Genomic DNA, 25,364 nt, shown 5'->3' on the forward strand with positions numbered 1-25,364 from the left:
CAGGCTAGGCAGCCGAACGTGTCGGCTGCGGTGTCGTCGGCAACTCATGGCCAACCGGGGTCACAAGGATGACATCCCCGTAACCGCCGGCGCGCAGGCCATCGGCGGCATTGGCGATCTCGTCGTCATGGCGCAGGAAGCTGACCAGCACTTCCGTGCCGTCGCCGACAAGGCGCCTGATCTCGTCGGCATCCGCCGGTCCACACTCAACCACAACCAGATCATAGGCAGTCGTCAGCGATTCCATGATGATCGGCAGGCGGTCGGCGGCGCGCATGGCACGAGCCGGATCGGCCGTGCCGACCGGAATCACATCGCAATCCGAATAATGATCAGCGCGGATGACGTCGGTGAACTGGGCTTCTGAGGCAAGAAGGTTGGTAATGCCGGGATAACGGCCGCCGTCGAGCATCGGCCGCGATGCGGCGCCTGTGGCGGTCAGGTCGAGCAACAGGACGCGCAGGCCGGCATCAGCCACCTCACGCGCGACGAGCACTGCGGTCGCCGCCGCATCGTCGCCCTCGGGCGAAATGAAGATGGCACGAGCGGCACCGCCAGCGATCAGCCTTTCGGCCGCTGTCTCGATGCTGATGCCGGCATGGGCGACCGGGGCTAGCTCCTCTTCGGCGGCAATCGCCGGCTCGTTGGGATCGTAGTCCGCAAGCTCAGCCGCGACGGCCTGCTCTTCGGCGTTGTCCCACGAACGCGGCGTCCCCTCTTCCGGCAGGCTTGCCACGCGGCGGACAGGCATCGCTACCTGGGTGACCGGCGTTACGCGAGCACCTGCTGCCGGGCGCATGGCACGGCCGGAAAACAGTTCCTGCAACAGTGTGAAGATCGCCATCAGCAACAGCGAACCGACAAAGGCCGCGCCGACAATCGGGACAATCTTCGGGAAATAGGATTCTGACGGCACGATCGCGCTGGAAAACACACGGGCATCCACCGGCAGATAGTTGCGATCCTGACGCGAGGCGGCCTCGCGATAGCGGGTGAGATAGGATTCGAGCAATGCGCGCTGTGCGGCGGCCTCGCGCTCCAGGGCACGAAGTTCGACTTCTTCTTCCGATACGCGCCCTGATTCGACCTTCAGCCTGTTGAGGTCGGCAACAAGCTGTTTTTCGCGAAGATCGGCACTCGCCGCCTCATTGACGAGGCCAGCCAGAACCTTTTCGGCCTGCGCGCGGATCTGCACATCCAGGTCGGCAAGTTGAGAATTGAGCGCCTTGATGCGCGGATGGTTCGGCAGAAGCGAGGTCGAAAGATCGGCGATGTCGGTCCTGAGCTGGATCTGGCGTTCGCGCAGACGCTGGATGAGGCCCGAAGACAGCACCTCCGGCACCGCATCGATCGAGCCGCCACTCTTCAATGCCTGGCGCACGCTCTGGGCTGTGGCTTCGGCAGCCGAACGGTTGGCACGAACGCGCGACAATTCGCTGGAAAGTTCGGAAAGCTGCTGGGTGGCAAGGGCTGAATTGTTCTGGCCGACCAACAGGTCGGATTGCGACCGGAAACTCGCGACACGCGCTTCGGCATCCTTGACGCGCTTGTTGAGGTCGGCAATTTCCGGCTTCAGCCAGTCGGTCGCCTCGGTGCTCGACTCAAGCTTGGAGCTGCGCTGGAAGTCGAGATAGACCTCGGCAATGGCATTCGGCACAGCAGCCGCAAGCTTGGGGTCCGACGACGAAAACTGAATGACAATGACGCGCGACTTTTCAACACGATAGACATTCAGCCTCTCGCGGAACGCCTTGAGCACACGCTCCTCCGGCGGCAGTTCATTGGGATCGCTCTTGAGCCCGGCGATGACCAGAAGACGTGAAATCGTCGACATCTGGGATGCGGCGTCGAATTCCGGCCGACTGGCCAGATCGAGCTTCTTGGCAACCTGCTTGAGGATATCGGTCGAACCGATGACCTCGACCTGGCTGGTGACCCCCTCCTCGTCAAGGATGGGCCGCTCATTCTCGCTGCTGCCGTCAGGCCGCGTAAACACCGACTCGCGCGTTTCGATCAGCAGACGCGTCTCGGCGCGGTATTGAGGTGTCGCCAGCGAGGCAAGCACAAAGGCCAGCCCAGTGACGGCCACGGAAAACAGCACCAGGCGCAGCCAGTTCCTCGCGAGACTGGCGAAGAGCTGGCCGAGATCGACATCGACATCACCGGCAGTGGATTGGACGCCAGACATGCAATTCCTACTCCGAGGCTGAGCAGACTGCACGGTAAACAAACATGGTAACCCAGGCGTTAACATCGCAACGCGGCGCTCGACTTCATTCGCGCAAGATGACGCCTCCCTTTACCGGGCATTAACCCTAACAAGACGATAACAATCGCGAACCGATATTCCGCAGCGTGGCGGCAAGCAGTCGAAGGTGTGTCTGCCGAAATGAAAAGCTCCCTTCCCTTTTGCCATGCGCTACTCGCAGCCATGCTGATCGTCAGCGGCTGCTCGAGCTATCGCCCCGCGCCTGCTGCCTTTCATGAAGTGCTCGACCAGCCCTATCGGCTCGGCGCCGGCGACCGCATCCGCGTCACCGTCTTCGAGCAGGAAGGCTTGACCAATACCTATAGTGTCGACCAATCGGGCTATATTTCCTTCCCGCTCGTCGGCGGTGTGCCGGCGCGTGGCTACACTGCCCAGGAAGTCGAAAAGGCCCTGGCCACCAAGCTTCGCCAGGGTTATCTGCGCGACCCGGACGTATCGGTCGAGGTCGATCGCTACCGTCCGATCTTCGTCATGGGCGAAGTCGGTGCCGCAGGGCAGTATTCCTATGTTCCGGGGCTGACGGTGCAAAAAGCAGTGGCTATAGCCGGCGGCTACAGCGCCCGTGCCAACCAGGGCGACGTCGACATCACCCGTGACATCAACGGCAAGGTGATGACCGGCCGCGTGCTGACGACTGATCCTCTGCTGCCTGGCGACACCATCTATGTCCGCGAGCGGCTGTTCTAAAGCGCCGTGCAGCAGATCGCGCCCCGCAAGCTCCGGATCGTCCACTGCTTCAGGTCGCCGGTCGGCGGCATCTTCAGGCATGTGCGCGATTTGACGGAGGCCCAGGTGGCCGCCGGACACCAGGTCGGCATCATCTGCGACTCGACCACCGGCGGCGACCATGAAGAGCGCCTGTTCGAGGCGATCAGTCCAATGCTGGCGCTTGGCATCAGGCGCACATCGATGCAACGCCATATCGGCCCCGGCGACATCGCTTCGGGGTGGCGCACCTACAAGATCATCAAGGAATTGCGGCCGGACGTGCTGCACGGGCACGGCGCCAAGGGTGGCGTCTATGCGCGTGCGTTCGGCTCACTGTTGCGGGTTTCAAGGTATTGCGTGGCCCGCGTCTACTCACCGCATGGCGGCTCCCTGCACTATGACGAAAGGACCGCGACCGGAAAGCTGTTCTTCGGGCTCGAACGCCTGATGGAACGCTTCACCGACCACCTGCTTTTCGTCTCCGACTACGAGCGGCGCACATTCATCCGCAAGGTCGGTAAACCGCGCGTGCCGACCAGCCTCATCTACAATGGCTTGCGCGATACAGAGTTCGAGCCGGTGTTTTCGCTGCCGGACGCCGCCGATTTTCTCTATATCGGCATGATGCGCGACTTGAAGGGGCCGGACCTCTTCATCGATGCGCTGGACAAGGTGCGGCAACATGTTGGTCGCGACGTGACTGCCGTGATGGTTGGCGACGGCGAGGACCTGCCGCGCTATCACGCGCAGGTAAAAGGGCTGAAACTCTCCAGCAATGTGCGTTTCATCGCCCCGATGCCGGCACGCGAGGCCTTTGCCCTCGCCCAGGTCGTTGTCGTTCCATCGCGCGCTGAGGCGATGCCTTACATCGTGCTGGAGACGCTTGCTGCCGGCAAGCCAATCGTGGCGACGGCTGTTGGCGGCATTCCTGAAATTCTGGGATCGGCGTCCCCTGCCCTGGTGAGCCCCGATGCAGGCGAGATCAGCCAGAAAATGCTCGAGGCCCTGAATTCGCCTGCCGACTACGCAGCATTGATGCCGGATATCTGCAGCTTGAAATCACGTTTTGGCGTAGCGGTGATGGCTCGCGACGTCGAAAAAGCATACTTCGCGGCGCTCGCACCAAGAGGCGGCTGAACACGATTAGAAGGCGTCCACCCAGCTCAAGGGTTTCTTAGCTCATCTTTGATATGTCGATCTGGCAATCCGGCGACCGGCAACAGATCGACGACAATGACCAATTTCGACCCAAAGCGCCGCTTCAGCGCGGAAGCCGTCAAGGCGGCTAGCGGCGACGGCAAAAAATCCGATACCGCCAAGCTCAGCAGCGTCGCCCAGGAGGTGGCAGCACAGTACCGGCGCGACACCATGTCCCCGGTCATGGTCAGTGGTGCCTTGCGCCTCTCCGAGTTCGCCCTGCTCTTCCTCACCGGCCTTGCGCTCTACGCCTATCATGTCGGCTTCCTCGGCCATCTCGGCTGGCAGTATCCGCTCGTCATCCTGGCCGCATCCTTCGCCGCCGTCGTCCTCTTCGAAGTCATGGACTGCTATCAGTTGCAATCGCTGATGCGGCCAGGCGCCACCATCGGACGGATCACCCTATGCTGGGCGGCGGCCTTCGCGCTGATGGCCCTCGCTGCCTTCTTCATGAAAGTTTCGTCAGATTATTCGCGTCTCCTGTTCGGCGGCTGGTTCCTGATCGGATTGGCGTTGCTGATCAGCCTGCGCCTGATCATGGCACGCGTCATCCGCCTCTGGGCCCGCAATGGGCGCATGGAGCGGCGCGCCGTCATCGTCGGCGGCGGCAAGGCCGCCGAAACGCTGATCCGTTCGATCGAACAGCAGCCCTACAACGACATCCGCATCTGCGGCATCTTCGACGACCGCGACGACAAGCGCTCGCCGCCGATCGTCGCTGGCTATCCAAAGCTCGGAACCGTGTCCGAATTGCTCGAATTCGCCCGCATCGCGCGCATCGACATGCTGATCGTGTCGCTGCCGCTGACGGCGGAAACCCGCGTGCTGCAGCTGCTCAAGAAACTGTGGGTGCTGCCGGTGGACATCCGGCTTTCGGCGCACTCCAACCAGTTGCAGTTCAGGCCGCGCTCTTATTCCTTCATCGGCGCCGTGCCGATGCTCGACATCTTCGACAAGCCGATCAACGACTGGGACTCGGTCGCCAAACGCGCCTTCGACATCGTCTTCAGCCTGCTTGGCATCATCGTCTTTTCACCCGTGATGCTGGCAACCGCCATCGCCATCAAGCTCGACAGCAAGGGCCCGGTGCTGTTCAAGCAAAAGCGCCACGGCTTCAACAACGAGGTGATCGAGGTCTACAAGTTCCGCTCGATGTATACGGACCAGTCCGATCCGACGGCCCGCAAGAGCGTGACCAAGAACGACCCGCGCGTTACCCGTGTCGGCCGCTTCATCCGCAAGACGTCGATCGACGAGCTGCCGCAGTTCTTCAACGCGCTGTTCGGCAGCCTGTCGCTGGTCGGGCCGCGCCCGCACGCGGTGGCCGCCCAATCCCACAACTTGCTCTACAACGAGGTGGTCGACGGTTATTTCGCCCGCCACAAGGTCAAGCCCGGCGTCACCGGCTGGGCCCAGATCAATGGCTGGCGCGGCGAGATGGACACCGACGAGAAGATCCGCAAGCGCACCGAGTTCGACCTCTACTACATCGAGAACTGGTCGCTCTGGTTCGACATCAAGATCCTGTTTTTGACGCCGATCCGCCTGCTTGATACGGAAAACGCCTATTGAGCGCGATCACCTATGAGCTGCCGCGGGCCGCGATCAACGCCAAGCTGATCGGGCTCATCTCCACCGGTGCCATTGCGCTGGGCGTGCTGCTGTCGGGTTTCGTCATCCGCGAACCCGCACCTTACGAGCTCTACATGGCCGGGCTGATTGCGGTGTGGTCGCTGTTTGGCCTGCGCATGTCGCGGGCGATCACCCCGCTGGTCGTGCTGATCGTGACGTTCAACATCGGCGGCATGATTGCCATGACGCAGATGGAAAATCTGATGAGCACGCCGCTCTATCTCGCGGTGTCGCTGTTCCTCGGCTTCACGGCGATCTTTTTTGCGGCGGTCACCGAGGCCGACCCCAGGCTGTTCCGGATCATTTTCCTGTCCTGGGTCACCTCGGCCGTAGTCACCTCCCTGCTCGGCATCCTTGGCTATTTCGGCGCCATGCCCGGTGCTGCGATGTTCACCAAGTTCGGCCGCGCCGCCGGCGCTTTCCAGGACCCCAACGTTTTCGGGCCGTACCTCGCCCTGCCCGGCATCTATCTGCTTTACCGCGTGCTGACCGGAAATCCGCTCAAGATGGCGATTTATGCCGCGCCGTTGCTCATCGTCACCGGCGGCATCTTCTTGTCCTTCTCGCGCGGCGCCTGGGGCCTTTTCGGCGCTTCGGCCATCCTGCTCACCGGCTTCCTGTTTCTGCAGAGCAACAGCGGCAAGTTCCGCCTCAGGATCGTCGTCATGAGCATTGCTGCCATGACATTCCTGACGGTTGCGCTGCTGATCGTCCTGCAGATCCCCTCCATCGGCGAGCTCTTCACCTCGCGCGCGCAGCTCGTCCAGGACTATGACGGTGCACGCCTTGGCCGTTTCGCGCGCTACGGCATCGGCTTCCTGTGGGCGACGGAGAAGCCTTTCGGCATCGGCCCGCTCGTCTTCGGCCAGATATACGGCGAAGACACGCACAACATCTGGCTCAAGACGCTGATGGATTATGGCTGGCTCGGCTTCGCCAGCTATCTGACGCTGATCGTGTGGACCGCGGCAGCCGGGTTCCGCATCCTGCTGCGCAACAGGCCCTGGCAGCCCTATCTGCTGTGCGCCTATGTCGTCTTCCTCGGACATATCGCCCTTGGCTCGGTCATCGATACCGACCATTGGCGCCATTTGTATCTGCTGCTCGGCCTGATCTGGGGCTCGATCGCACTGGAAGCCCGCCACCAGCGCACCGCGGTTTTTCACGCCAGCTGACTCGCCGCCCCATGCGGGCGTTGCGCACAACACCCTGCTTTTGTGAACGGTCCGGCACCATTTTGCCGGCTCAACTCGGCGTGACTGCTTTGTGAATCAGAGTGACTGTCCAGCCCATGGAATTCGGAAAGGTAGGCGCCTATCTGAGGGTGGTAAGCGAAACAGCGAAATAAAAATCGCCTCGCTACCAAACATTGAAAGGACTACTAAAATGAAAAAGATCATCCTCGCAGTATCTGCTGTTGCATTCATGAGCGGCGCAGCTCTTGCATCTGGTTCGGAAGGCATTGTTGCCAAGTTCAACCCGGATGTTCGTGTCATTACTCTTGACAATGGCAAGAGCTATACCATTCCGCAGCACATCGGCCTTCCGCAGGTCCAGGTTGGCGACAAGGTCACCGTCAGCACCAAGAGCGACGATGCCGATCAGGTAACGTCGGTGCTGCGCGCCCTCTAAGCCGCGACCAAAACCGCGATATCTTTCGCGACTTACCGAAAGCCATGGGCTCCCCCCCGCCCATGGCTTTTCGCGTTTTAAAGCCCAAGGCCAGCGTTCGCACCGACACTCCCACACTGCGATCGAACACAGCGACGGCAGGCCCAGCCCGCTACAAGCTCCATGGGCGCAGCGTGAACCCCTCGAATGGCTATCCCTACTGCAAGGCCATGGACGCCCAGCGCCCCTGGCCTTTCTTGCATCCGGGTCATCCCATGCCCGCATTCGATGCCCTATGGCAGCCAGACCGCTCCCCTACAAGAAACCGTGAACGATTTGTGTGTCGAGTTTACCGAAGCCGATGTAACCAAAGGCTCTTCCAAGCGTTCTTCCGTAGTCAAAAGCAATGGAACCTCCCAAGCAAACCTCCATGCTTTCAATTACCAGACACAGGAGATTAAAATGAGAAAGCTCATTCTTGCCGCTGCAGCACTTACCCTTATGTCGGGTGCAGCATTTGCCACCGAGATCAATGGCGTCGTCGCGAAATTCAACCCCGCGGTTCGTGTCGTCACGCTGACGAACGGCGACAGCTACACCATTCCGCGCGACGTCGCGATCCCGCCTCAGCTCGCTCCCGGCCAGAAGGTCGCGATCTCGGCGCGCGACAGCGGCTCAAAGGTCGACTCGGTGCTGGTCGGCTCCTACATGTAATGTAGCGTCTGGGCGGCAGACACGCCCAAGCAAAAGAAAACGCCATGGACGCAACCCCGCGCCCGTGGCGTTTGTTGTTGCGGCCACCTTACAGCACGGCAACGACCAGCTCGGGCCGCTGGAACTGCCGGCTGGCAGTTCGATTTGAGATATTTTCAGGGGAAGGGATAAAATGGTCGGAGTGGCCGGATTCGAACCGACGACCCCTTGACCCCCAGTCAAGTGCGCTACCGGGCTGCGCTACACTCCGGACCGGTCGCGATGTATCTTGATAACACCGTCTTGGTCAACCCTATTCGGCGGCTTTCCCGCCAAACTTCTTCATTCCGAATTGGTGGGCGATTTCAACCGCACAAAAGGCGTCAGCGCGCGCCTAACGCACCTGGTCGAGCAGGCGTTTGCATTCGAGAAGATCAAACAATGCCTCCTGGAGTAGCGCCCGGTTGTCGCGGGACAGCTTGCCTGAGTCGGCGGCCACCGGCCCGTCATCGTCACCCTTGCCAAGGCCAAAGAAGCGCCGACTGGGCTTGGCCCTTGCCTCGCCCACCAGCATCTCCTCGTCGACCGCGCGCGGCTGTGCCGCAGGCGTCAGCGGCGCTTCTGCGTGCTTGCGTTGGGCGATCGCCTCGACAGCCTTGAGATCGCCGCTGCCGATGGCGACGAGGAACTGGTTGCCATTGTCGCGCAGGAGCTTCTGCACACCCTTGATGGTATAGCCCTGCTCGTAGAGCATGTGGCGGATGCCCTTGATCAGCTCGACATCCTGCGGCCGGTAATAGCGTCGGCCACCGCCACGCTTCATCGGCTTGATCTGGGTAAAGCGGGTTTCCCAGAAGCGCAGCACGTGCTGCGGCAAATCCAGATCTTCGGCCACTTCGCTGATGGTGCGGAAGGCGTCGGGGCTCTTGTCCATGGTCGCCACTTTCGCAAATCGATTCGTGATTCATTTCAGCGGTTTGCGCGACAACATTCAAGCCCGGCGCGAATCACGCACCAGGCTATCAACCGGTTAGAACGGAAAAATCGCTATTTGGCGGCCTTGGACTTGCCGTTCTGGTGGGCGCGCAAGATACGGCTCTTCAGCACGTTGGACGCCTTGAAGGTCATCACCCGGCGCGGCAGGATCGGCACTTCTTCGCCGGTCTTGGGATTGCGGCCCACGCGTTCGTTCTTGTCGCGGACATGGAACGTGGCGAAAGACGACAATTTGACCGTCTCGCCGCGCACGATTGCCTCGCAGATTTCGTCGAGAACCGTTTCGACCAACTGCGCCGACTCCGTACGGGAAAGACCGACTTTCCGGTAGACGGATTCAGCGAGATCGGCACGCGTAAGTGTCTTTCCCCCCATGCGACGGTCCCATCCTCAAAAACAACAATTTAGCGAACGCGCCAGACGTTAAGTAATTGATCCGTCAAGGTCAAGGACCGATGCCATGACCTTTTCGCCAACGCCGTACAGGCGTCGTCAGGATGCTGCGATCACCACCTGAGGAGTACGGCACCCCAGGTAAAGCCGCCGCCCATGGCCTCGAGCATGACGAGGTCGCCCTTCTTGATGCGGCCATCGGCAACGGCGGCCGAAAGCGCCAGCGGCACGGAGGCTGCGGAGGTGTTGCCGTGGAGGTGGACAGTGACCACTGCCTTTTCCTCGGGGATGCCGAGCTTCCTGGCCGAAGCGTCGATGATGCGCTTGTTGGCCTGGTGGGGCACGAACCAGTCGAGATCGTCGGCGGAAATGTCGGTCTGGGCAAAAACGTCCTCGATTACGTCCGTGATCATGCCCACCGCGTGTTTGAAGACCTCGCGGCCTTCCATCTTGAGGTGGCCGACGGTGCCTGTCGTCGACGGCCCGCCGTCGACATAGAGCTTGTCCTTGTGGGTGCCGTCGGAGCGCAGGCTGGCCGCCAGCACACCGCGGTCGGCAATGGTGCCCTGCCCTTCCGCAGCCTCAAGAATGAGCGCGCCGGCGCCATCGCCGAACAGCACGCAGGTCGAACGATCGGACCAGTCGAGGATGCGCGAGAAGGTCTCGGAGCCGATGACCAGCACGCGTTTGGCAAGGCCGCCCTTGATGTAGAGATCGGCCGTGGTGACGGCATAGACGAAGCCGCTGCACACCGCCTGCATGTCGAAGGCAAAGCCGTGGCGCATGCCAAGCCGGTTCTGGATCTCGACGGCGGTCGCCGGAAACGTGTTGTTGGGGGTCGATGTCGCCAAAACGATCAGGTCGATGTCGTCAGGTGTCAGGCCGGCATTTTCCAGTGCCGCACGCGCCGCCGCTTCACCGAGCGAGGCCGTCGTTTCGTCGTCACCGGCAATGTGGCGCTGGCGGATGCCGGTGCGCTGGGCGATCCACTCGTCCGAAGTCTCGACCATGCCTTCAAAATCGGCGTTCTTCATGATGCGGCGGGGCAGCGCTGAACCGATGCCGCGCACAACTGATCTGATCACTTTGAAAAAATCCTATTCCTGATCTTCGACCGCAGCGGCGGGTCGCCCCATCGCAGCATGCGGGTTGCGTGCGTGGAAGAGGTCGAGATCGGCCTCAATGCGATCGAGCAGCCGGTTGCGAACCATATCATAGGCCATTTCGATGGCGGCAGCGAAACCATCGGCGTCAGCACCGCCATGGCTCTTCACCACGATGCCGTTGAGGCCCAGGAACACGCCGCCATTGGCCCGGCGCACATCCATCTTCTCGCGCAGGCGATCGAAAGCGCCCTTGGCGAAGATGTAGCCGATCTTGGCCATCAGCGTACGGCTCATCGCCTCGCGCAGGTAGCCGGCGATCTGGCGGGCGGTGCCTTCGGCGGTCTTGAGCGCAATGTTGCCCGAAAAGCCCTCGGTGACGACGACATCCGTCGTGCCCTTGCCGATATCGTCGCCTTCAACGAAGCCTTGGTAGTTCATCGAGGCCATGTTGGCCTCGCGCAGCATGCGCCCGGCTTCCTTGACCTCTTCCTGGCCCTTGATCTCTTCAACGCCAACGTTGAGCAGGCCGACGGTCGGCCGTTCGATGCCGAACAGCGCACGCGCCATGCCGGTGCCCAAGATGGCGAAATCGGTGAGCTGGTGGGCGTCGGCACCGATGGTTGCGCCGACATCCAGCACAACGCTCTCGCCACGTGTCGTCGGCCAAAGGGCCGCGATCGCCGGGCGGTCGATGGTCGCCATGGTGCGCAGGCAGAATTTCGACATCGCCATCAGCGCGCCGGTATTGCCAGCGGAGACGCAAGCGTCCGATGTGTTGGACTTGACCGCCTCGATCGCCTTCCACATCGACGACTTCCAGCGGCCATGGCGCAGCGCCTGGCTCGGCTTGTCGTCCATGCGCACGGCAACCTCGCAATGGACGAACTCGCTGACTGCTGCGAGCCGCGGCTGCTTGGCAAGCTCGGGACGCACCACTTCTTCGCGGCCATAGATGATGAAGCGAATGTCGGTGCGCCTTGTGGCGACCTTGGCCAGAGCGGGAATGATCACGGAAGGACCGTGATCGCCACCCATGGCATCAATGGAAATCTTGATCACGCGTCGGTCATCTCACTGTTGGCATCGCAGGGCACGCAAAAGTCCGGCGAAAATAGCGGTTCTGGATGACCGCACAACCGGGATTACGCGAAACGGCGGGCGTTTTCAAAGCTTCTTGGATATTAGGCGGAGCTTTTTCTGGAATTCGCTCTCGACCGGCTCGCTGTTGTCGTCATCGGTACTGGCGACCACAACGCCTGTCTTGCGCGGATAAGGATCGATGGCAAGGCCAAAGAACTCCTCGGCAAGGGCGCCCGCATCAATGGTGTCGCCGGTGAAGGTTTCGGGGGCGTCCGGGCCTTCCGCGTCGAGCAATATCTCGCCAGCCTCATTGAAGCCCTGTCTTGCGAGCTTGGAGTCTTCGGGTAGGAAGACACCCTCGACGTCAGTGTCGATGGTCGCTTCGACCGGTTCGAGGGTGGCAATGCAGGCCTGGGTGATCTCGGCCTTGACCCGGCCGCTGACCTTGATGCCATTGCGCTTCCACTTGGTGACGACGAGATCTGCCTTGTAGCGCTCGACCGACAACAGGCCATGCGCCTCGGCAAGCGCTGCGCGCTGGGTCGCGTCGGCATCAACGACTGCCGACATGCCTTTCTGCGGCATTCTCGAGACGTTTACCGGGAAGGAAACCGGGCTTGAGGTTTCGACTAGCTTCATGGGAGGCTCCTTCAGGCTGCCTGTGGCGCCGGATAAGTCAGTTTGCCGGCACATATGTCTTCCGAAGGCTGGGCGGCAAGGGTGCGATTCGCCGCAAAGACATATTCGGCAAGGGCCGCGGCTTCCGGCCATTCTTTCACGTCTGGGCGCACGTTGCGTAAAAGCGCTGCGGCAAACGCCGCGTGATCGTCGCGTTCGAGCGCATCCTTGTAGGATTCGGTGCGGCCGTAGAACATTTTCGCCAGTTTTTTCATGCGCTTGGGCACGCCGACATCGCTGATTCCCAGCTCGCGCAGCGAATGGTCGACGTCGAGGAAGAATTCGTCGATCAGCAATTGCGCAATATCGGCCGAAGCGCCTGCCTCGCCGCGCAGGCGGTGCAGAAACAGGAACATATGCAGCGACAGCATCTCGAAACGGCCAAGTGGGGTGTCGGGCACATTCCAGGCCGAATAAAATGGCTCCTGCCGCGCGGCTGCCACGATTCGTGTATAGAGCGCCTCGGTGATGGCGCGATTGGCTTGGCGTTGACGGCCAAACAGACGCTGGAACATTTGAGGGCGGTCTCCCGGGACCCGTTTCGCACAGTGGCCTTGTTGCATCGGCGCGCAAGCTGGTTTACCGGTTTTGCGGCCTCGCGCAAGCAGGGCCCTAGCCGGCAGGATGGAGTTGTTGTTGCACTCGCTGAAATTCAAGATGCCATTTTCGTTGCGTCCGGCAAGCGCTGTGTCGCTGATCGTGGCTGCTGCCGCGCTTTCGGCATGCAACACCTCGAAGACCTTCGGTGATCTGAGCCCCAGCGAAACGCTGACCCAGGGCTATGTCATCGACCAGCAGTCAGTCGATTCCGTGCCGGTGGGTTCGAGCCGCGAGCAGGTGCTGCTCGCGCTTGGCACGCCGTCGACGACAGCGACCTTCGACAACGAGGTGTTCTACTACATCTCCCAGACGCGCAAACGCTCCGTCGCCTTCGCCAAGCCCAAGCTCATCGAGCAGCGCGTGCTCGCCGTCTATTTCGGCGCCGACGGCCGCGTCACCAACATTGCCAATTACGGCATGCAGGAAGGCAAGGTGTTCGACTTCATCTCGCGCACGACACCGACCGGCGGCAAGGACCAGAACTTCCTCGGCCAGCTGCTTTCGGGTGCCGGCAAGATCGGTTCGGGCGCTGCCAGCAACATCTTCGGCGGAAGCTAGCCGCCGGCAGTTTCAGGAATCTCAGGCAACAGCCCGCGGAAGCAATTCCGCGGGTTTTTCTTTGCGTGGCATCAGAACTGAAAAACCCCGCCCGCATGACGCGGACGGGGCTTAAATCACTCAAGGTCGTTCGCAGGCGTTGCCGCCTGCCGGCCTAGCCTCCGCTATGCGCAAGCACTGCCAACAGCAGCAGTGCGACGATGTTGGTGATCTTGATCGCCGGGTTCACCGCCGGACCGGCAGTGTCCTTGTAGGGATCACCGACAGTGTCGCCGGTCACCGAAGCCTTGTGGGCTTCAGAGCCCTTCATGTGCTTGACGCCGTCCTTGTCGGTGAAGCCATCCTCGAACGACTTCTTGGCGTTGTCCCAGGCACCACCACCCGAGGTCATCGAGATGGCGACGAACAGGCCGTTGACGATGACGCCGAGCAGCGAGGCGCCAAGTGCTGCGAAAGCCGAAGCCTTGGAGCCCGAGATCAGCAGGACGCCGAAATAGACGACCAGCGGAGCGAGCACCGGCAGCAGCGACGGGATGATCATTTCCTTGATCGCCGCCTTGGTCAGGATGTCGACGGCGCGAGCATAGTTGGGCTTGGACGTGCCCTTCATGATGCCTGGATCCTCGCGGAACTGCCTGCGCACTTCCTCGACGATCGAGCCGGCCGCACGACCGACGGCCGTCATGGCGATGCCGCCGAACAAATACGGGATCATGCCGCCGAAGATCAGACCGGCAACGACGTAAGGGTTGGACAGGTCGAAGGAGACCGTGCCGATGTTGGCAAAATACGGGAACTGGGTCGGGTTCGCCGCGAAGTACTGCAGGTCGTAGCTGTAGGCCGCAAACAACACCAGCGCGCCAAGACCAGCCGAGCCGATGGCATAACCCTTGGTCACAGCCTTGGTGGTGTTGCCGACCGCGTCAAGCGCGTCGGTCGAATGACGCACTTCCTTGGGCAGGCCAGCCATTTCGGCGATGCCGCCGGCATTGTCGGTGACAGGACCAAAGGCATCGAGCGCTACGATCATGCCGGCAAGGCCGAGCATGGTGGTCACCGCGATTGCCGTGCCGAACAGGCCGGCAAGCTGGAAGGTCGCGATGATGCCGCCGACGATGACGATCGCCGGAAGAGCTGTCGATTCGAGCGACACCGCCAGGCCCTGGATGACGTTGGTGCCGTGACCGGTGACCGACGCCTGGGCGATCGAATTGACCGGGCGCTTGTTGGTGCCGGTGTAGTACTCGGTGATGACGACGATGAGCCCGGTCACCACGAGACCTATGATGCCGCAAAAGAACAGGTTCTTGCCTGTGATCAGCACGCCACCTCCGGTGCCGATCTCACCCCAGCCGACTGTCAGCGAGGTCGCAGCGCCGAGGCCGACGATGGACAACAGGCCGGTGACGATCAGGCCCTTGTAAAGCGCGCCCATGATCGAGCCGTTGGCGCCGAGCTTGACGAAGAAGGTACCAATGATCGAGGTGATGATGCAGGCGCCGCAAATGGCGAGCGGGTAGAGCATCACGTTGGACAGGATTTCGGTGCCACCAAAGAAGATCGCGCCGAGCACCATGGTGGCGACCACCGTCACCGCATAGGTTTCGAACAAATCAGCCGCCATGCCGGCGCAGTCGCCGACATTGTCGCCAACGTTGTCGGCGATGGTGGCAGGGTTGCGTGGATCGTCCTCGGGAATACCGGCTTCGACCTTGCCGACGAGATCGCCGCCGACATCCGCACCCTTGGTGAAGATACCGCCGCCGAGACGGGCGAAGATCGAGATAAGCGAGGCGCCGAAGCCGAGAGCCACCAGCGAGTCGATGACGATGCGGTCAGCAGGCGCATGCCCCATCGGGCCGGTCAGGATGAGGTAGTAGACGGAGACGCCAAGCAAAGCGAGGCCCGCCACCAGCATGCCGGTGATGGCGCCCGACTTGAAGGCGATGTCGAGGCCGGCAGCGAGACTGTTGGAAGCGGCCTGCGCGGTGCGCACATTGGCCCGGACCGAAACATGCATGCCGATGAAGCCGGCTGCACCAGAAAGCACTGCACCAATCAAAAAGCCGATCGCCGCGGTAGCGGAAAGCAGCCACCATGCGAGCAGGAACACAACGACGCCGACAATGGCGATGGTGGTGTATTGGCGGGCCAGATATGCCTGCGCACCTTCTCGGATGGCGGCGGAGATTTCCTGCATGCGCGCATTGCCCTGGTCGGATGCAAGCACCGACCGTGTCGCCCAAATGGCGTATAGGACAGATAGCAGGCCGCAGGCGATGACGACGTAAAGCATTGTCATTGCCAATTCTCTTCCCTGATTGTGCCCGGAATTCCCCTCCCCGGGCGAGTGAACGAGACCGGCAGCCTCACTGCGGTTTCCGGCCCCTGATGGAGCATCCGAAACAGGGCAACGAACGTCAAGATATCGCCAAGGTTTTTCTCGGCTTTCGCCGCCCCAATCGCCAAGTGTTGACGGCTCGCCGCAGCATTGATCCGATTAGTCGATCCGAGAACTTTCCGGCCCGCAACATAACTTAACATCATGTAACACACGTGCCCGCGGCCCAATGAAATGCTGCCAGCGTCAGAAAGTCATGACCTGGCGGCGCGAATCATCGCGCTTCCCAATTCGCGGAGCCCGCATGTTCGACACTTTCAACGCCGGATCGCTCGCCTATCGTGCGAGCGCAGCCGCGCTGGCAATCGCTTCCGCCTCCCCAGTTGCTGCCCTAGCCGCCGATGCTGGCACAGCCGATTCAGTTTCCACCGGACAGCCAAATCCCTCCCGCTTTGGCCGGATCACCCAGAAGCTAGGCGAATGGGAGGTCGTCATTGGCGGTGGCGCCCTGGTCGAGCCGGAATATGAAGGCGGCGACACGTTCAAGGTGACACCGGTGCCATTTGTGTCGGCGACGTTCTACGACGCGCTGACGATCGATCCGCGTGGCGCGACCATGACGCTGCTTGAACAGGGACCGTTCGAACTCGGCGCGCGGGTTGGCTACGAACAGGGCCGCGACGAAGACGATTCCGACCACCTCAAGGGATTGGGCGATGTCGATTTCGGCTTCACCGTTGGCGCCAGGGTTGGCGCGCAATTCGGCCCGGCGGAGTTTTATGCCGAAGTCGACAAAACCATCGAAGGCAGCGAGGGCCTGCTCGCGAAGCTTGGCGTCGAGGTGACACAACCCTTGTCGGAAGCCTTTATCGTCGGCGTCGGCGCTTCGGCGACAATCGCCGATGAAAATCACATGCAGGCGTATTTCGGCGTAAGCCAGGAACAGGCCGCGCGCTCCGGGCTTGCGCCATACCAGGCAGAGGCAGGCCTGAAGCGCGCCGATGTCGCGATTTCCGCTACCTATCTCTTCGACGACAACTGGACACTGCGCGGTGAAGCGCAACTGGGCGTGCTGCTCGGCGACGCCGCCGACAGCCCGATCGTGGTGGAAAAGCTACAGCCTTCGGCGATGCTTCTCATCGGCTACCGCTTCTGACACTCTGCAACCAGCATTCGCACAAGGATTGGCCCCAGCCCCATGTCATCCAAGTCCCACGGCGACGTGGTTCAAGACACAAGTCCGGCGCGGCGCGGCGCACGCATACTCATTGTCGAGGACGACAACGAGATCGCGCGGATGCTTGGCGATGCGCTGGCGGAAGCGGGCATGATCGTCGACATCGCCGAAAACGGCGTTGCGATGGACGGCGTGCTTCGCCAGAAGAAATTCGACCTGATCGTGCTCGATGTCATGTTGCCGGGCGAAGACGGCCTCAGCATCTGCCGCCGTCTTCGAAAAGAAACAACCGTCCCGATCCTGATGCTGACCGCGCTTGGCGAAGAGGTCGACCGCATTGTCGGCCTGGAGATCGGGGCGGACGACTACGTCACCAAGCCATTCAGCACGCGTGAGCTGACGGCGCGCATAAGGGCCCTGCTGCGGCGCGCCACCTATGCGCCTGAAGACGCGGGGCGGACGAGAGCATTGCGCTTCAATGGCTGGCGCATCGACCCGGTGCGTCGGCAATTGCACGATCCGAGCAATGCACGAGTCGCCACGACCACGCATGAATTCGACCTGCTGCTCGCCTTTTGCCGCAATGCCGGGCGGATCCTGTCGCGCGAACAATTGCTTGCGGTGACGCATGCCGGACTGGCCGGCCCGATCGAGCGCAGCATCGATGTCCATATCAGCCGCCTTCGCCAGAAGATCGAAGAAGACGCACGCGACCCGGTGCTGCTCAAGACAGTGAGGCTGGGCGGTTATGTCTTCACCGCCACAGTGGAAGAGGTATGAAAAACGCGCTCCACCGCCTGGTGCCGCAATCGATGCGCGGCCAGATCATGGCGATCATCGTCGTCGCCATGATCGTGGTCATCGTGCTCGGTTCGGCTTTCGAAAGAATGACCGAGAGTGCGCTGCCCAACATGGAAATCGACGCCGAACGGGCCGGCACAGTCGCTGCGCTGTTGCGCCAGGCACCGCCTGAAACACGCGATGGGATCATCGACGCGGCGTCCCGCGCGGGGTTCGATTTACGCATCGTTGCCAGACAAGAGGCAGACCGCATCCCGTCTTCGCCGCATTGGCGCACGCCTTTGGCCTGGCTGGTCAATGCATTGTTTCCGCCCGACAGGCCGCCGCCTTTGGGCGGGCGACGGCTGATCATCGACGACAAGCCGGCTTTGGTGTTTGCCCTCGATGACGAGACCGCGCTCATCTATTCCGGGGTGCCCGACACGATCCTGACCTCGCAATTCGTCAACCCGGCCTCCTATTATTTCCTGGCGCTGGTGGTGCTGCTGGGGCTGTTCCTGGCCTTTGTGGTGTGGTCGGTCACCGACCCGCTGAAGCGCATATCGGCGGCGGCCGACTTCGCCGAAACGGGCAAAGGCGAGGAGTTGTTCGTCGAGCGCGGGTCGATCGAGATGATTGGCCTGGCACGCGCCCTGAACAAGATGCGCACGCGCATCCGCACCATGATCGACAACCGCACGCATATGCTGCGCAATGTCAGCCATGACCTGCGCACGCCCCTGACACGCCTGCGGCTTCGCGCCGAACGCAGCCAAGACAGCACACTGCGATCGGCGATGCTGGCCGATATCGGTCAGATCGACGGGCTGATCAACGAAACGCTGGCCTATCTGCGCGACGAGGCGTCGACGGAGGCGTTGCAGCGCGCCGATATCGCCAGCGTGGTGCAGACGGTTTGCGCCGAATTTTCCGATGTCGGCTTTTCGGTTGCCTATAGAGGTCCAGACCGGCTGCTGGGCTGGTGCAAACCAAACGCCTTGGGGCGCGCGGTCGCCAATCTCTGCGACAACGGCGTCAAGTTCGCGGCCAATGTGACAGTCACGCTTTCCGCAACCGATACGGCAGCGCTCATCGAGGTCGCCGATGACGGGCCGGGTATTGGCGAGAGCGCGCGGTCTCGGGTGTTCGAGCCATTTTTCAAAGCCGACGCGGCACGCGGCGCAACGCCAAAGCCCGGCTTCGGGCTCGGCCTCTCCATCGTCGCCGACATCGTCCACGGACATGGCGGCAGCATCGAGCTGGGGCAGAACCAACCGACCGGGCTCGTCATCAGAATCGAGCTGCCCGGTGCGGCTCCGGAAATGCCGGGCCGGGCTCATCGCGCCGAGCTGGCTGTGGCGGCTGGGGCCTCAGGCGTTGGCGCTGCCCTGCCCCATGCGCCGCGCGGCATAACGCTCAAGCGCTGACAGCGCGTCGTAGATCAGCACGGCAAGCGCCGCGACGATCAGGCCGCCCTGCAGAACAAAGGCCAGATTGTTGGATTGCAGCCCGGCGATGATGACCTCGCCGAGCGTCTTGGCCGCGACCGTCGAGCCGATGGTGGCGGTGGCGAGGCTGATGACCACCGAAAGCCGGATGCCGGCCAGCATGACCGGCACGCTGAGCGGCAGTTCGACCTTGAGAAGGCGTTGCCAGCCGGTCATGCCGGCGCCACGTGCGGCTTCAACCACGCTGGGCGGCGTGGTGGTCAGGCCCGTCAGCGAATTCTCGAAGATCGGCAACAAGCCATAGAGGAACAGCGCGATCAGCGTCGGCTTTTCGCCAAAGCCGACGGCGGGGACGGCTAGCGCCAGCACCGCCACCGGCGGAAAGGTCTGGCCGATATTGACCAGGCTGCGTGACAAAGGCAGGAACTCGACGCCGGCCGGCCGGGTAACAAGAATGGCGAGTGAAACGGCAACGACAATCGCAGCCGCAGTGGCGATGGCAACAGTGCGTAGATGCTGGAGCGCCAGCGACAGCAGGCTGCCCTGGTTGTAGATGACAGGCGCGCCATTCTGCGTCAGCGGCTTGAGCAGCGGCTCGAACCACAACGGGTTGGTCAAAAAGGCGATGAGCAGGGCCAGCACGGCAAGCCGCAGCAGGAGCGGAATCCAGGCCCTCATAGCGGCCTCGCGGCACGTTTGACGAGGCTTTCGACGGTCACCTTGCCGAGCGGCGTGCCATCGTCAGCGGTCACCGGCATTGCGGAGCGTCCCGACCACAACAATTCGGCGAGCGCATCACGCTGGGTCGCCTCGGCTCGAATGCCTTCGCCGGCAGCCAGGCCGGGCTCGAGCGCATCACCGACGGCGCCAAGCGATAAAAGCTTGAACGGACGGTCGGAGACACCGATCAGCGTTTCGACGAAATCATTGGCGGGCTTGGCCAGGATTTCGGCCGGTGTTGCGTACTGGATCAGGCGGCCGGCATCCATGACGGCGATGCGATCGCCAAGGTGGACCGCCTCCTCCATGTCATGAGTGACGAGGATGATGGTGGTGCCGAAGCGCTTCTGGATCGCCAGCAGGTCTTCCTGCGCCTTGGTGCGGATGATCGGATCGAGCGCGCCGAATGGTTCGTCCATCAACAGCACATTGGGCTCGGCTGCGAGCGCGCGGGCAACACCGACGCGCTGCTGCTGGCCACCCGACAATTCGTGGGGATAACGAGGACCGAAAGCCGCAGGCTCCAGTTGGAGCAGCGACATGAGCTCATCAACGCGGGTCTTGATGCGCGCGGCATCCCAGCCAAGCAGTGCCGGAACGGTGCCGATATTCTGCGCCACCGTGCGATGGGGAAACAGGCCGTTGCCCTGGATGGCATAGCCTATGCTGCGGCGTAGCTCGTGGCCGGGCACCGAGCGATTGTCCGTGCCGTCGAGCTTGATCGTGCCCGACGTCGGCTCGACTAGGCGGTTGATCATGCGCAACAACGTGGTCTTGCCCGAGCCCGAGGTGCCGACGATCACAGTCAGCGTGCGCGGCTGGATGACCATAGACACATCATCAACCACGGCCGTGTCGCCATAACGCTTGGTGATGTTTTCGATCTCGATCATGCCGCCACCGCCATGGTTCTGCGGGTCGCCACGAACTCGACCACCGCATCAAGAATGATGGCAGCGGCAAAGGCCAGCGCCACAGTGGGAACCGCCCCGAGCAGGACAAGGTCCATTGCCGTCTGGCCGACGCCCTGAAACACGAACACACCGAATCCGCCACCGCCGATCAAGGCGGCAATGGTGGCAAGGCCGATGTTCTGCACCAGAACGATGCGGATGCCGGTGAGGATGACCGGGAAAGCCAGCGGAAACTCGACATTTTTGAGCCGCTGCCAATTGGTCATGCCCATGCCGCGTGCCGCATCGTTGGCCGCGCGCGGCACGCCGGCGAGCCCGACGACCGTGTTGGCCACCACCGGCAGCAGCGAATAGAGAAACAGCGCAACGAATGCGGGCGCCGCACCGATGCCGCGAATGCCCAGGGCCGAAGCGCCGGGAACATTGGCGGCGACCCAGCCGAGCGGTGCGATCAGGATGCCGAACAGTGCGATGGAGGGGATCGTCTGGATGATGTTGAGCACATTGAGCACGCCTGCCCGCAGCGCCTCGACGCGGTGGCACAAAATGCCGAGCGGCAGGCCGACAAGCACGGCAGCGGCCAGCGAGCCGAGGGCGAGCTCGACATGGCGCTTCGCCTCGTTCCAGAAACTGTCGGCGCGGTTGGCATATTCCTTGAGGATCGACAGGTTGTCCCACTGGCCCGAAGCCAGCAGCAGCCCAATCGCCGCAGCCGCGATGACGAGCACGGCAACACGCCCGACCGGCGACAGTTGCAACCTCGTCAGGACGTCGGCGAGCAACAGGGTAAAGGCAAAGATCAACAGCCAGAAGCCGGAGGCCGGCGAGATGCGGGCGAAGGTGTTGCCCTCGGGCGTCAGATGGCTACCGGCGACGCCGATCAGTAGAGCAAGCGACGCGAGCGCCACGACGCTTGCTCCCAGGCGAGTGACCAGCGGCGTCTTGAACAGCGCGACGAGCCCTGCCGCAACAAGGATGACAAGCAAGGCTGCGCCCATTGGTGACGGCAACGCCTCGATGATCGAACGCGGTTCGCCTGCAACGATGCGGTTGGCGCGAAAAGTGGCGAATGGCGCCACGAAGGCGCCATAGGCGGCGATCCCGGCGATCACCACGCCAAGCTTGTCGAACCTGATGCCCACGACTGCGATGCGTCCCCGGTTCCGTCGGCGCGCCCCTGACGAGGCGCGCTGCGGAAGCTTACTTCAGAAAGCCGTTCTTCTTCAGGAAATCTTCAGCGACAGCCTTGGCCGGCTCGCCGCCGACCTGAACGCGGCCGTTGAGTTCCTGCAGCGTGACGAGATCGAGCTTTTCGAACACCGGCTTGAGCAGGGTTTCGATCTCCGGATGCTGCTTGAGCACGGCTTCGCGGATGATCGGAGCCGGCTGGTAGACCGGCTGCACGCCCTTGTCGTCGGCGAGAACGACAAGGCCCGAAGGCGCGATGCCACCGTCCGTGCCGTAGACCATGGCGGCATTGGCACCATTGGTCTGGTTGGCGGCAGCACCGATGGTGGCTGCCGTATCACCGCCGGAAAGCGTGATCAGCTGTTCGGGCTTGAGGGCAAAGCCGTAGGTCGTCTGGAAGGCTGGAAGGGCAGCGGCTGAGTTGACGAACTCGGACGAGGCCGCCAGCACGACGGTGCCGCCGCCGGCGACGTATTTGCCGAAGTCGCTGAGGGTGGCCAGCTTGTTGGTCTCGGCCACATCCTTGCGCAGCGCGATCGCCCAGGTGTTGTTGGCCGGCGACGGCGACAGCCAGACGATCTTGTTGGCGTCATAGTCGAGCTTCTTGGCGGTCTCGAAACCCTTGGCGGCATCCTTCCAGACCGGATCGTCGGCCTTTTCGAAGAAGAAGCCGGCATTGCCGGTGTATTCGGGATAGATGTCGATTTCGCCAGCGGTGATCGCCTTGCGAACGACGGGCGTGGCACCAAGCTGGATGCGATCGGTGGTCGCGATCTTGTTGGCGTCGAGCACGGCCTTGATGATATTGCCGAGCACGCCGCCTTCGGTGTCGATCTTGGAAGACACCACCACCTGCGCGTTCGCCGCGCTGGTGGCGAGGCCGAGTGCTACGATCGCAGCGGCGATTGTACTGGTCTGACGCATAATGAAGCCCCTTCTCGTTCCCGGAATTCGGTGGCGCATATGAGCATAGCGGCCAGCTTCCGTCGGGGCATACGGTTTCACAATGCGCGGGGCCTGCGCAATATTTTTTTGTAATTCGAAGAAATCGGCGGCCGTGACTGCCGACATCCTCCTGTCAGACGGTTTGACGCTGGCGCATCAGCGACAGAGCCGCAAGCGCCGCCAGGCAGACGGCGCAGACAGGGAAGACGATCCAGGCCAGCATCTCCCAGCCATAGGCGTTGTAGACAGCACCGGACATCAGCGAGGCCAAAGCGACGATGCTGAACAGGACGAAGTCATGGAAGCCCTGGACCTTGCCTTTTTCCGATGGGCGATAAGCGGTCGAGACGATGGCGGTTGCACCGATGAAGCCGAAGTTCCAGCCGAGGCCGAGCAGGATCAGCGATGTCCAGAACTGCCACAACGCGATGCCCGACAACGCCACGATCGCGCAAACAATCAGCAGGAACAGGCCCAACGCCACGATTCGCTCGGCGCCGAAACGCTGTATCAGGCGGCCGGTGAAGAAGCTCGGGCCAAACATCGCCATGACGTGCCAGGAGATGCCGAGCGTCGCCTCGTCGGGAGAAAAGCCGCAGCCGACCATGGCGAGCGGCGCACCGGTCATGACGAAGGTCATCACGGCATAGCTGCCGACGGCGCAGACGAGTGCCGCGGCAAAGCGCGGTTGGGTGACGATTTCGAGCAGCGGGCGCGCGTCGGCCTGGGAAATCGCGTCGTGCGCTTCCGTTGCGCCCTTCACCTTCAGGAACGACAGGATGACGGCGCCAACCGCCGCAAGGCCAATGATCGCAGCAAACGAGCCGGCGAACATGACGGGCGCAAACAGTTCGCGCGTGAAGATGACGATCTGCGGACCAAGAATGGCAGTGATGATGCCGCCGGCGAGCACGAACGAGATCGCATTGGCCTTGAACTGGGGCGGCGCGTTGTCGGCTGCGGCGAAACGGAACTGCTGCACGAAGGCACTGCCGACGCCGAGCATCAGCAAGCCAAAGACGAACAGCCAGAATTCCGAGCGGAACAGGCCCAAAGTTGCGATCGCGCCACCGGCCGCGGTGACGGCGGTGCCGAACATGAAGCCGTGGCGCTGTCCAAGGCCGCGAATGATCGCGGCCGCTGGAAGCGCGCCAAGCGCCAGACCAACGCTGAAACCGGTGATCGGGGCGGTCGCCAGCGACTTGTCGGGTCCGAGGAGATAGTAGCCGGCCAGGCCGCCAAGCGAAAAGGCGATCGGGGCGGCGGAGCCGATGATGGCTTGCGATGCGGCGAGGATATAAGCTGTTCGCCGCGCGTCGCGTTCGCCACCGGTCATAATGCGTCCTTGCCCTTACCTTCGCCGCGCAGCTTGCGAGACACGCGATCAAGCACGGCATTGACGAGCTTGGGCTCGTCGTCTGCATAGAAGGCCTTGGCGATGTCGACATATTCCGACACGATCACGGCCACGGGAACGTCCTGGCGCTTCATCAGTTCGTAGACACCGGCACGCAGGATGGCGCGCAGCGTCGAATCGAGCCGCGACAGCGGCCAGTCTTCAGTCAACGCCTCGCGGATCACCGGATCGATCGTCTTCTGGTTTTCGACAACGCCAGCGAGGATCGCGCGGAACCACTGGGCGTCGGCCTCGCGGTAAAGCGCGCCGTCGACTTCCTTGCCAAGGCGAAAAGCCTCGTATTCGGCGGTAATTTCGAGCAGACCGCTGCCGGCCACGTCCATCTGGTAGAGCGCCTGCACGGCAGCCAGACGGGCAGCACCGCGCTTGTTGGCGTGGCGGACGGTCGGCTGGCCGTTATCTTCAGGAGACGTCACGAGCGTGCTGCTCCAAGTTTTTCGCGCAAGGCGATCATGGTGAGGGCTGCCCGCGCGGCAAAGCCACCCTTGTCGCCTTCGCTGCGGCGGGCACGTGCCCAAGCCTGATCGTCGTTTTCGACAGTCAAGATACCGTTGCCGATGCAAAGCGATTCCGCAACCGACAGGTCCATCAGAGCACGGCAGGATTCGTTGGCGACGATGTCGAAGTGATAGGTTTCGCCACGGATGACGGTGCCAAGCGCGACATAACCGTCATACTGGGTGCCCTCGTCGTCGGCTGCGTCGAGCGCAAACGAGATCACGGCCGGAATTTCGAGCGCGCCGGGTACGGTCACCACGTCGTAGGATGCGCCGGCGGCGTCCAGAGCAGCCTTGGCGCCATCCAGCAGCGCATCTGCGAGGTCGTCGTAAAAGCGCGCCTCAACGATGAGGAGCTTCAGTTTCTTGTCGTTGGCCATGTCAAATCTCCGGCAGGAGCGGCTGACTTAGGCCGA

General features: G+C 62.2%; 25 protein-coding genes and 1 tRNA gene. 10 read left to right on the top strand and 16 right to left on the bottom strand.

Translation table 11 applies throughout. The features are described from left to right. Nucleotides 1-4: 4 nt before the first annotated feature. Complete coding sequence (locus tag AC1RTB_RS03200; protein ID WP_492880414.1) at nt 5-2,188, bottom strand: GumC family protein; 2,184 nt, start codon at nt 2,186-2,188, stop codon at nt 5-7. 201 nt (nt 2,189-2,389) lie between these two features. Between AC1RTB_RS03200 and AC1RTB_RS03205 the strand changes: the two genes are divergently transcribed. The 6 genes from AC1RTB_RS03205 to AC1RTB_RS03230 all read left to right on the top strand — a co-directional run bounded on the left by AC1RTB_RS03205 (nt 2,390) and on the right by AC1RTB_RS03230 (nt 8,131). Further along, nucleotides 2,390-2,956: a polysaccharide biosynthesis/export family protein gene (locus tag AC1RTB_RS03205; protein WP_492880415.1), complete on the top strand. Its 567-nt coding sequence runs from the start codon at nt 2,390-2,392 to the stop codon at nt 2,954-2,956. Between the two features lie 15 nt (nt 2,957-2,971). Beyond that, entirely contained in the window at nt 2,972-4,114 is a 1,143-nt protein-coding gene (locus AC1RTB_RS03210) for a glycosyltransferase family 4 protein (RefSeq protein ID WP_492880643.1), read from the top strand. Nucleotides 4,115-4,210: 96 nt separating this feature from the next. Next, nucleotides 4,211-5,746, top strand: a complete 1,536-nt coding sequence (locus AC1RTB_RS03215) for an undecaprenyl-phosphate glucose phosphotransferase (protein ID WP_492880416.1) — start codon at nt 4,211-4,213, stop codon at nt 5,744-5,746. Continuing rightward, a complete protein-coding gene (locus tag AC1RTB_RS03220; RefSeq protein ID WP_492880417.1) occupies nt 5,743-6,981 on the top strand; it encodes an O-antigen ligase family protein in 1,239 nt (412 codons plus the stop codon). Before AC1RTB_RS03215 ends, AC1RTB_RS03220 begins: the two co-directional genes overlap by 4 nt. A 211-nt stretch (nt 6,982-7,192) precedes the next feature. After that, nucleotides 7,193-7,438 carry a DUF1344 domain-containing protein gene (locus AC1RTB_RS03225; protein WP_492880418.1) on the top strand — a complete coding sequence of 82 codons (246 nt, stop codon included), beginning with the start codon at nt 7,193-7,195 and terminating at the stop codon, nt 7,436-7,438. 441 nt (nt 7,439-7,879) lie between these two features. Then, a complete protein-coding gene (locus AC1RTB_RS03230) occupies nt 7,880-8,131 on the top strand; it encodes a DUF1344 domain-containing protein (RefSeq protein WP_492880419.1) in 252 nt (83 codons plus the stop codon). A 173-nt stretch (nt 8,132-8,304) separates the two neighbouring features. Here the strand turns inward: AC1RTB_RS03230 and AC1RTB_RS03235 are convergent. The 7 genes from AC1RTB_RS03235 to AC1RTB_RS03265 form a co-directional block, all read right to left on the bottom strand. Further along, nucleotides 8,305-8,381: transfer RNA gene (locus AC1RTB_RS03235), tRNA-Pro, on the bottom strand. 123 nt (nt 8,382-8,504) lie between these two features. Further along, nucleotides 8,505-9,044: a MerR family transcriptional regulator gene (locus AC1RTB_RS03240; protein ID WP_492880420.1), complete on the bottom strand. Its 540-nt coding sequence runs from the start codon at nt 9,042-9,044 to the stop codon at nt 8,505-8,507. 113 nt (nt 9,045-9,157) lie between these two features. Continuing rightward, nucleotides 9,158-9,481, bottom strand: a complete 324-nt coding sequence (locus AC1RTB_RS03245; protein WP_055971437.1) for an integration host factor subunit alpha — start codon at nt 9,479-9,481, stop codon at nt 9,158-9,160. 131 nt (nt 9,482-9,612) lie between these two features. After that, nucleotides 9,613-10,584 (bottom strand): beta-ketoacyl-ACP synthase III, encoded by a 972-nt coding sequence (locus AC1RTB_RS03250; RefSeq protein ID WP_492880421.1) that lies wholly within the window; start codon nt 10,582-10,584, stop codon nt 9,613-9,615. 12 nt (nt 10,585-10,596) lie between these two features. Next, nucleotides 10,597-11,664, bottom strand: a complete 1,068-nt coding sequence (plsX, locus tag AC1RTB_RS03255) for a phosphate acyltransferase PlsX (RefSeq protein ID WP_492880422.1) — start codon at nt 11,662-11,664, stop codon at nt 10,597-10,599. Between the two features lie 105 nt (nt 11,665-11,769). Then, on the bottom strand, nt 11,770-12,324 hold the full coding sequence (locus tag AC1RTB_RS03260) for a YceD family protein (RefSeq protein ID WP_492880423.1): 555 nt from the start codon (nt 12,322-12,324) through the stop codon (nt 11,770-11,772). Between the two features lie 11 nt (nt 12,325-12,335). Continuing rightward, nucleotides 12,336-12,878, bottom strand: a complete 543-nt coding sequence (locus AC1RTB_RS03265) for a ubiquinol-cytochrome C chaperone family protein (protein WP_492880424.1) — start codon at nt 12,876-12,878, stop codon at nt 12,336-12,338. Nucleotides 12,879-12,999: 121 nt separating this feature from the next. Between AC1RTB_RS03265 and AC1RTB_RS03270 the strand changes: the two genes are divergently transcribed. After that, nucleotides 13,000-13,521: an outer membrane protein assembly factor BamE gene (locus AC1RTB_RS03270; protein WP_492880425.1), complete on the top strand. Its 522-nt coding sequence runs from the start codon at nt 13,000-13,002 to the stop codon at nt 13,519-13,521. A 154-nt stretch (nt 13,522-13,675) separates the two neighbouring features. On the opposite strand, the gene AC1RTB_RS03275 is transcribed toward AC1RTB_RS03270, so the two are convergent. Then, on the bottom strand, nt 13,676-15,823 hold the full coding sequence (locus tag AC1RTB_RS03275; RefSeq protein WP_492880426.1) for a sodium-translocating pyrophosphatase: 2,148 nt from the start codon (nt 15,821-15,823) through the stop codon (nt 13,676-13,678). Nucleotides 15,824-16,166: 343 nt separating this feature from the next. On the opposite strand from AC1RTB_RS03275, the gene AC1RTB_RS03280 reads away from it, so the two are divergent. The 3 genes from AC1RTB_RS03280 to AC1RTB_RS03290 are packed head-to-tail and all read left to right on the top strand — an operon-like array spanning nt 16,167 to nt 19,246. Then, the gene (locus AC1RTB_RS03280; protein WP_492880427.1) at nt 16,167-17,018 is read left to right on the top strand and encodes a MipA/OmpV family protein; all 852 of its coding nucleotides are present in this window, start codon (nt 16,167-16,169) and stop codon (nt 17,016-17,018) included. Nucleotides 17,019-17,060: 42 nt separating this feature from the next. Continuing rightward, a complete protein-coding gene (locus AC1RTB_RS03285; RefSeq protein WP_492880428.1) occupies nt 17,061-17,819 on the top strand; it encodes a response regulator in 759 nt (252 codons plus the stop codon). After that, nucleotides 17,816-19,246 (top strand): ATP-binding protein, encoded by a 1,431-nt coding sequence (locus AC1RTB_RS03290; RefSeq protein WP_492880429.1) that lies wholly within the window; start codon nt 17,816-17,818, stop codon nt 19,244-19,246. Before AC1RTB_RS03285 ends, AC1RTB_RS03290 begins: the two co-directional genes overlap by 4 nt. Here AC1RTB_RS03290 and AC1RTB_RS03295 read toward each other — a convergent pair. The 7 genes from AC1RTB_RS03295 to AC1RTB_RS03325 all read right to left on the bottom strand — a co-directional run bounded on the left by AC1RTB_RS03295 (nt 19,190) and on the right by AC1RTB_RS03325 (nt 25,328). Next, complete coding sequence (locus AC1RTB_RS03295; RefSeq protein ID WP_492880430.1) at nt 19,190-19,945, bottom strand: ABC transporter permease; 756 nt, start codon at nt 19,943-19,945, stop codon at nt 19,190-19,192. The two genes, AC1RTB_RS03290 and AC1RTB_RS03295, sit on opposite strands and share 57 nt — an antisense overlap. After that, nucleotides 19,942-20,880, bottom strand: coding sequence for an ABC transporter ATP-binding protein (locus tag AC1RTB_RS03300; protein WP_492880431.1), 939 nt, complete (start codon nt 20,878-20,880; stop codon nt 19,942-19,944). The genes AC1RTB_RS03295 and AC1RTB_RS03300 overlap by 4 nt, the downstream gene beginning before the upstream one ends. Then, complete coding sequence (locus AC1RTB_RS03305) at nt 20,877-22,043, bottom strand: ABC transporter permease (protein WP_492880432.1); 1,167 nt, start codon at nt 22,041-22,043, stop codon at nt 20,877-20,879. Before AC1RTB_RS03305 ends, AC1RTB_RS03300 begins: the two co-directional genes overlap by 4 nt. Nucleotides 22,044-22,101: 58 nt before the next feature. Then, nucleotides 22,102-23,013: a glycine betaine ABC transporter substrate-binding protein OsmF gene (gene osmF, locus AC1RTB_RS03310; RefSeq protein WP_492880433.1), complete on the bottom strand. Its 912-nt coding sequence runs from the start codon at nt 23,011-23,013 to the stop codon at nt 22,102-22,104. A 154-nt stretch (nt 23,014-23,167) separates the two neighbouring features. After that, a complete protein-coding gene (locus AC1RTB_RS03315) occupies nt 23,168-24,370 on the bottom strand; it encodes an MFS transporter (RefSeq protein ID WP_492880434.1) in 1,203 nt (400 codons plus the stop codon). Further along, the gene (nusB, locus tag AC1RTB_RS03320; protein WP_492880435.1) at nt 24,367-24,867 is read right to left on the bottom strand and encodes a transcription antitermination factor NusB; all 501 of its coding nucleotides are present in this window, start codon (nt 24,865-24,867) and stop codon (nt 24,367-24,369) included. The genes AC1RTB_RS03315 and nusB overlap by 4 nt, the downstream gene beginning before the upstream one ends. Further along, nucleotides 24,864-25,328 carry a 6,7-dimethyl-8-ribityllumazine synthase gene (locus tag AC1RTB_RS03325; RefSeq protein ID WP_492880436.1) on the bottom strand — a complete coding sequence of 155 codons (465 nt, stop codon included), beginning with the start codon at nt 25,326-25,328 and terminating at the stop codon, nt 24,864-24,866. Before AC1RTB_RS03325 ends, nusB begins: the two co-directional genes overlap by 4 nt. Between the last annotated feature and the right edge of the window lie 36 nt (nt 25,329-25,364).

Source organism: Aminobacter sp. GW821-FHT11F06, from assembly GCF_058808215.1.

What these genes read in the sequence shown, in the direction of transcription:
- AC1RTB_RS03285 (WP_492880428.1), top strand. Translation starts at nt 17,061, where the DNA reads ATGTCATCCAAGTCCCACGGCGACGTGGTTCAAGACACAAGTCCGGCG.
- AC1RTB_RS03230 (WP_492880419.1), top strand. Translation starts at nt 7,880, where the DNA reads ATGAGAAAGCTCATTCTTGCCGCTGCAGCACTTACCCTTATGTCGGGT.
- AC1RTB_RS03280 (WP_492880427.1), top strand. Translation starts at nt 16,167, where the DNA reads ATGTTCGACACTTTCAACGCCGGATCGCTCGCCTATCGTGCGAGCGCA.
- AC1RTB_RS03295 (WP_492880430.1), bottom strand. Translation starts at nt 19,945, where the DNA reads ATGAGGGCCTGGATTCCGCTCCTGCTGCGGCTTGCCGTGCTGGCCCTG.
- AC1RTB_RS03300 (WP_492880431.1), bottom strand. Translation starts at nt 20,880, where the DNA reads ATGATCGAGATCGAAAACATCACCAAGCGTTATGGCGACACGGCCGTG.
- AC1RTB_RS03290 (WP_492880429.1), top strand. Translation starts at nt 17,816, where the DNA reads ATGAAAAACGCGCTCCACCGCCTGGTGCCGCAATCGATGCGCGGCCAG.
- AC1RTB_RS03265 (WP_492880424.1), bottom strand. Translation starts at nt 12,878, where the DNA reads ATGTTCCAGCGTCTGTTTGGCCGTCAACGCCAAGCCAATCGCGCCATC.
- AC1RTB_RS03245 (WP_055971437.1), bottom strand. Translation starts at nt 9,481, where the DNA reads ATGGGGGGAAAGACACTTACGCGTGCCGATCTCGCTGAATCCGTCTAC.
- AC1RTB_RS03225 (WP_492880418.1), top strand. Translation starts at nt 7,193, where the DNA reads ATGAAAAAGATCATCCTCGCAGTATCTGCTGTTGCATTCATGAGCGGC.
- AC1RTB_RS03215 (WP_492880416.1), top strand. Translation starts at nt 4,211, where the DNA reads ATGACCAATTTCGACCCAAAGCGCCGCTTCAGCGCGGAAGCCGTCAAG.
- AC1RTB_RS03200 (WP_492880414.1), bottom strand. Translation starts at nt 2,188, where the DNA reads ATGTCTGGCGTCCAATCCACTGCCGGTGATGTCGATGTCGATCTCGGC.
- AC1RTB_RS03325 (WP_492880436.1), bottom strand. Translation starts at nt 25,328, where the DNA reads ATGGCCAACGACAAGAAACTGAAGCTCCTCATCGTTGAGGCGCGCTTT.
- AC1RTB_RS03275 (WP_492880426.1), bottom strand. Translation starts at nt 15,823, where the DNA reads ATGACAATGCTTTACGTCGTCATCGCCTGCGGCCTGCTATCTGTCCTA.
- osmF (WP_492880433.1), bottom strand. Translation starts at nt 23,013, where the DNA reads ATGCGTCAGACCAGTACAATCGCCGCTGCGATCGTAGCACTCGGCCTC.
- AC1RTB_RS03315 (WP_492880434.1), bottom strand. Translation starts at nt 24,370, where the DNA reads ATGACCGGTGGCGAACGCGACGCGCGGCGAACAGCTTATATCCTCGCC.
- AC1RTB_RS03240 (WP_492880420.1), bottom strand. Translation starts at nt 9,044, where the DNA reads ATGGACAAGAGCCCCGACGCCTTCCGCACCATCAGCGAAGTGGCCGAA.
- AC1RTB_RS03260 (WP_492880423.1), bottom strand. Translation starts at nt 12,324, where the DNA reads ATGAAGCTAGTCGAAACCTCAAGCCCGGTTTCCTTCCCGGTAAACGTC.
- AC1RTB_RS03205 (WP_492880415.1), top strand. Translation starts at nt 2,390, where the DNA reads ATGAAAAGCTCCCTTCCCTTTTGCCATGCGCTACTCGCAGCCATGCTG.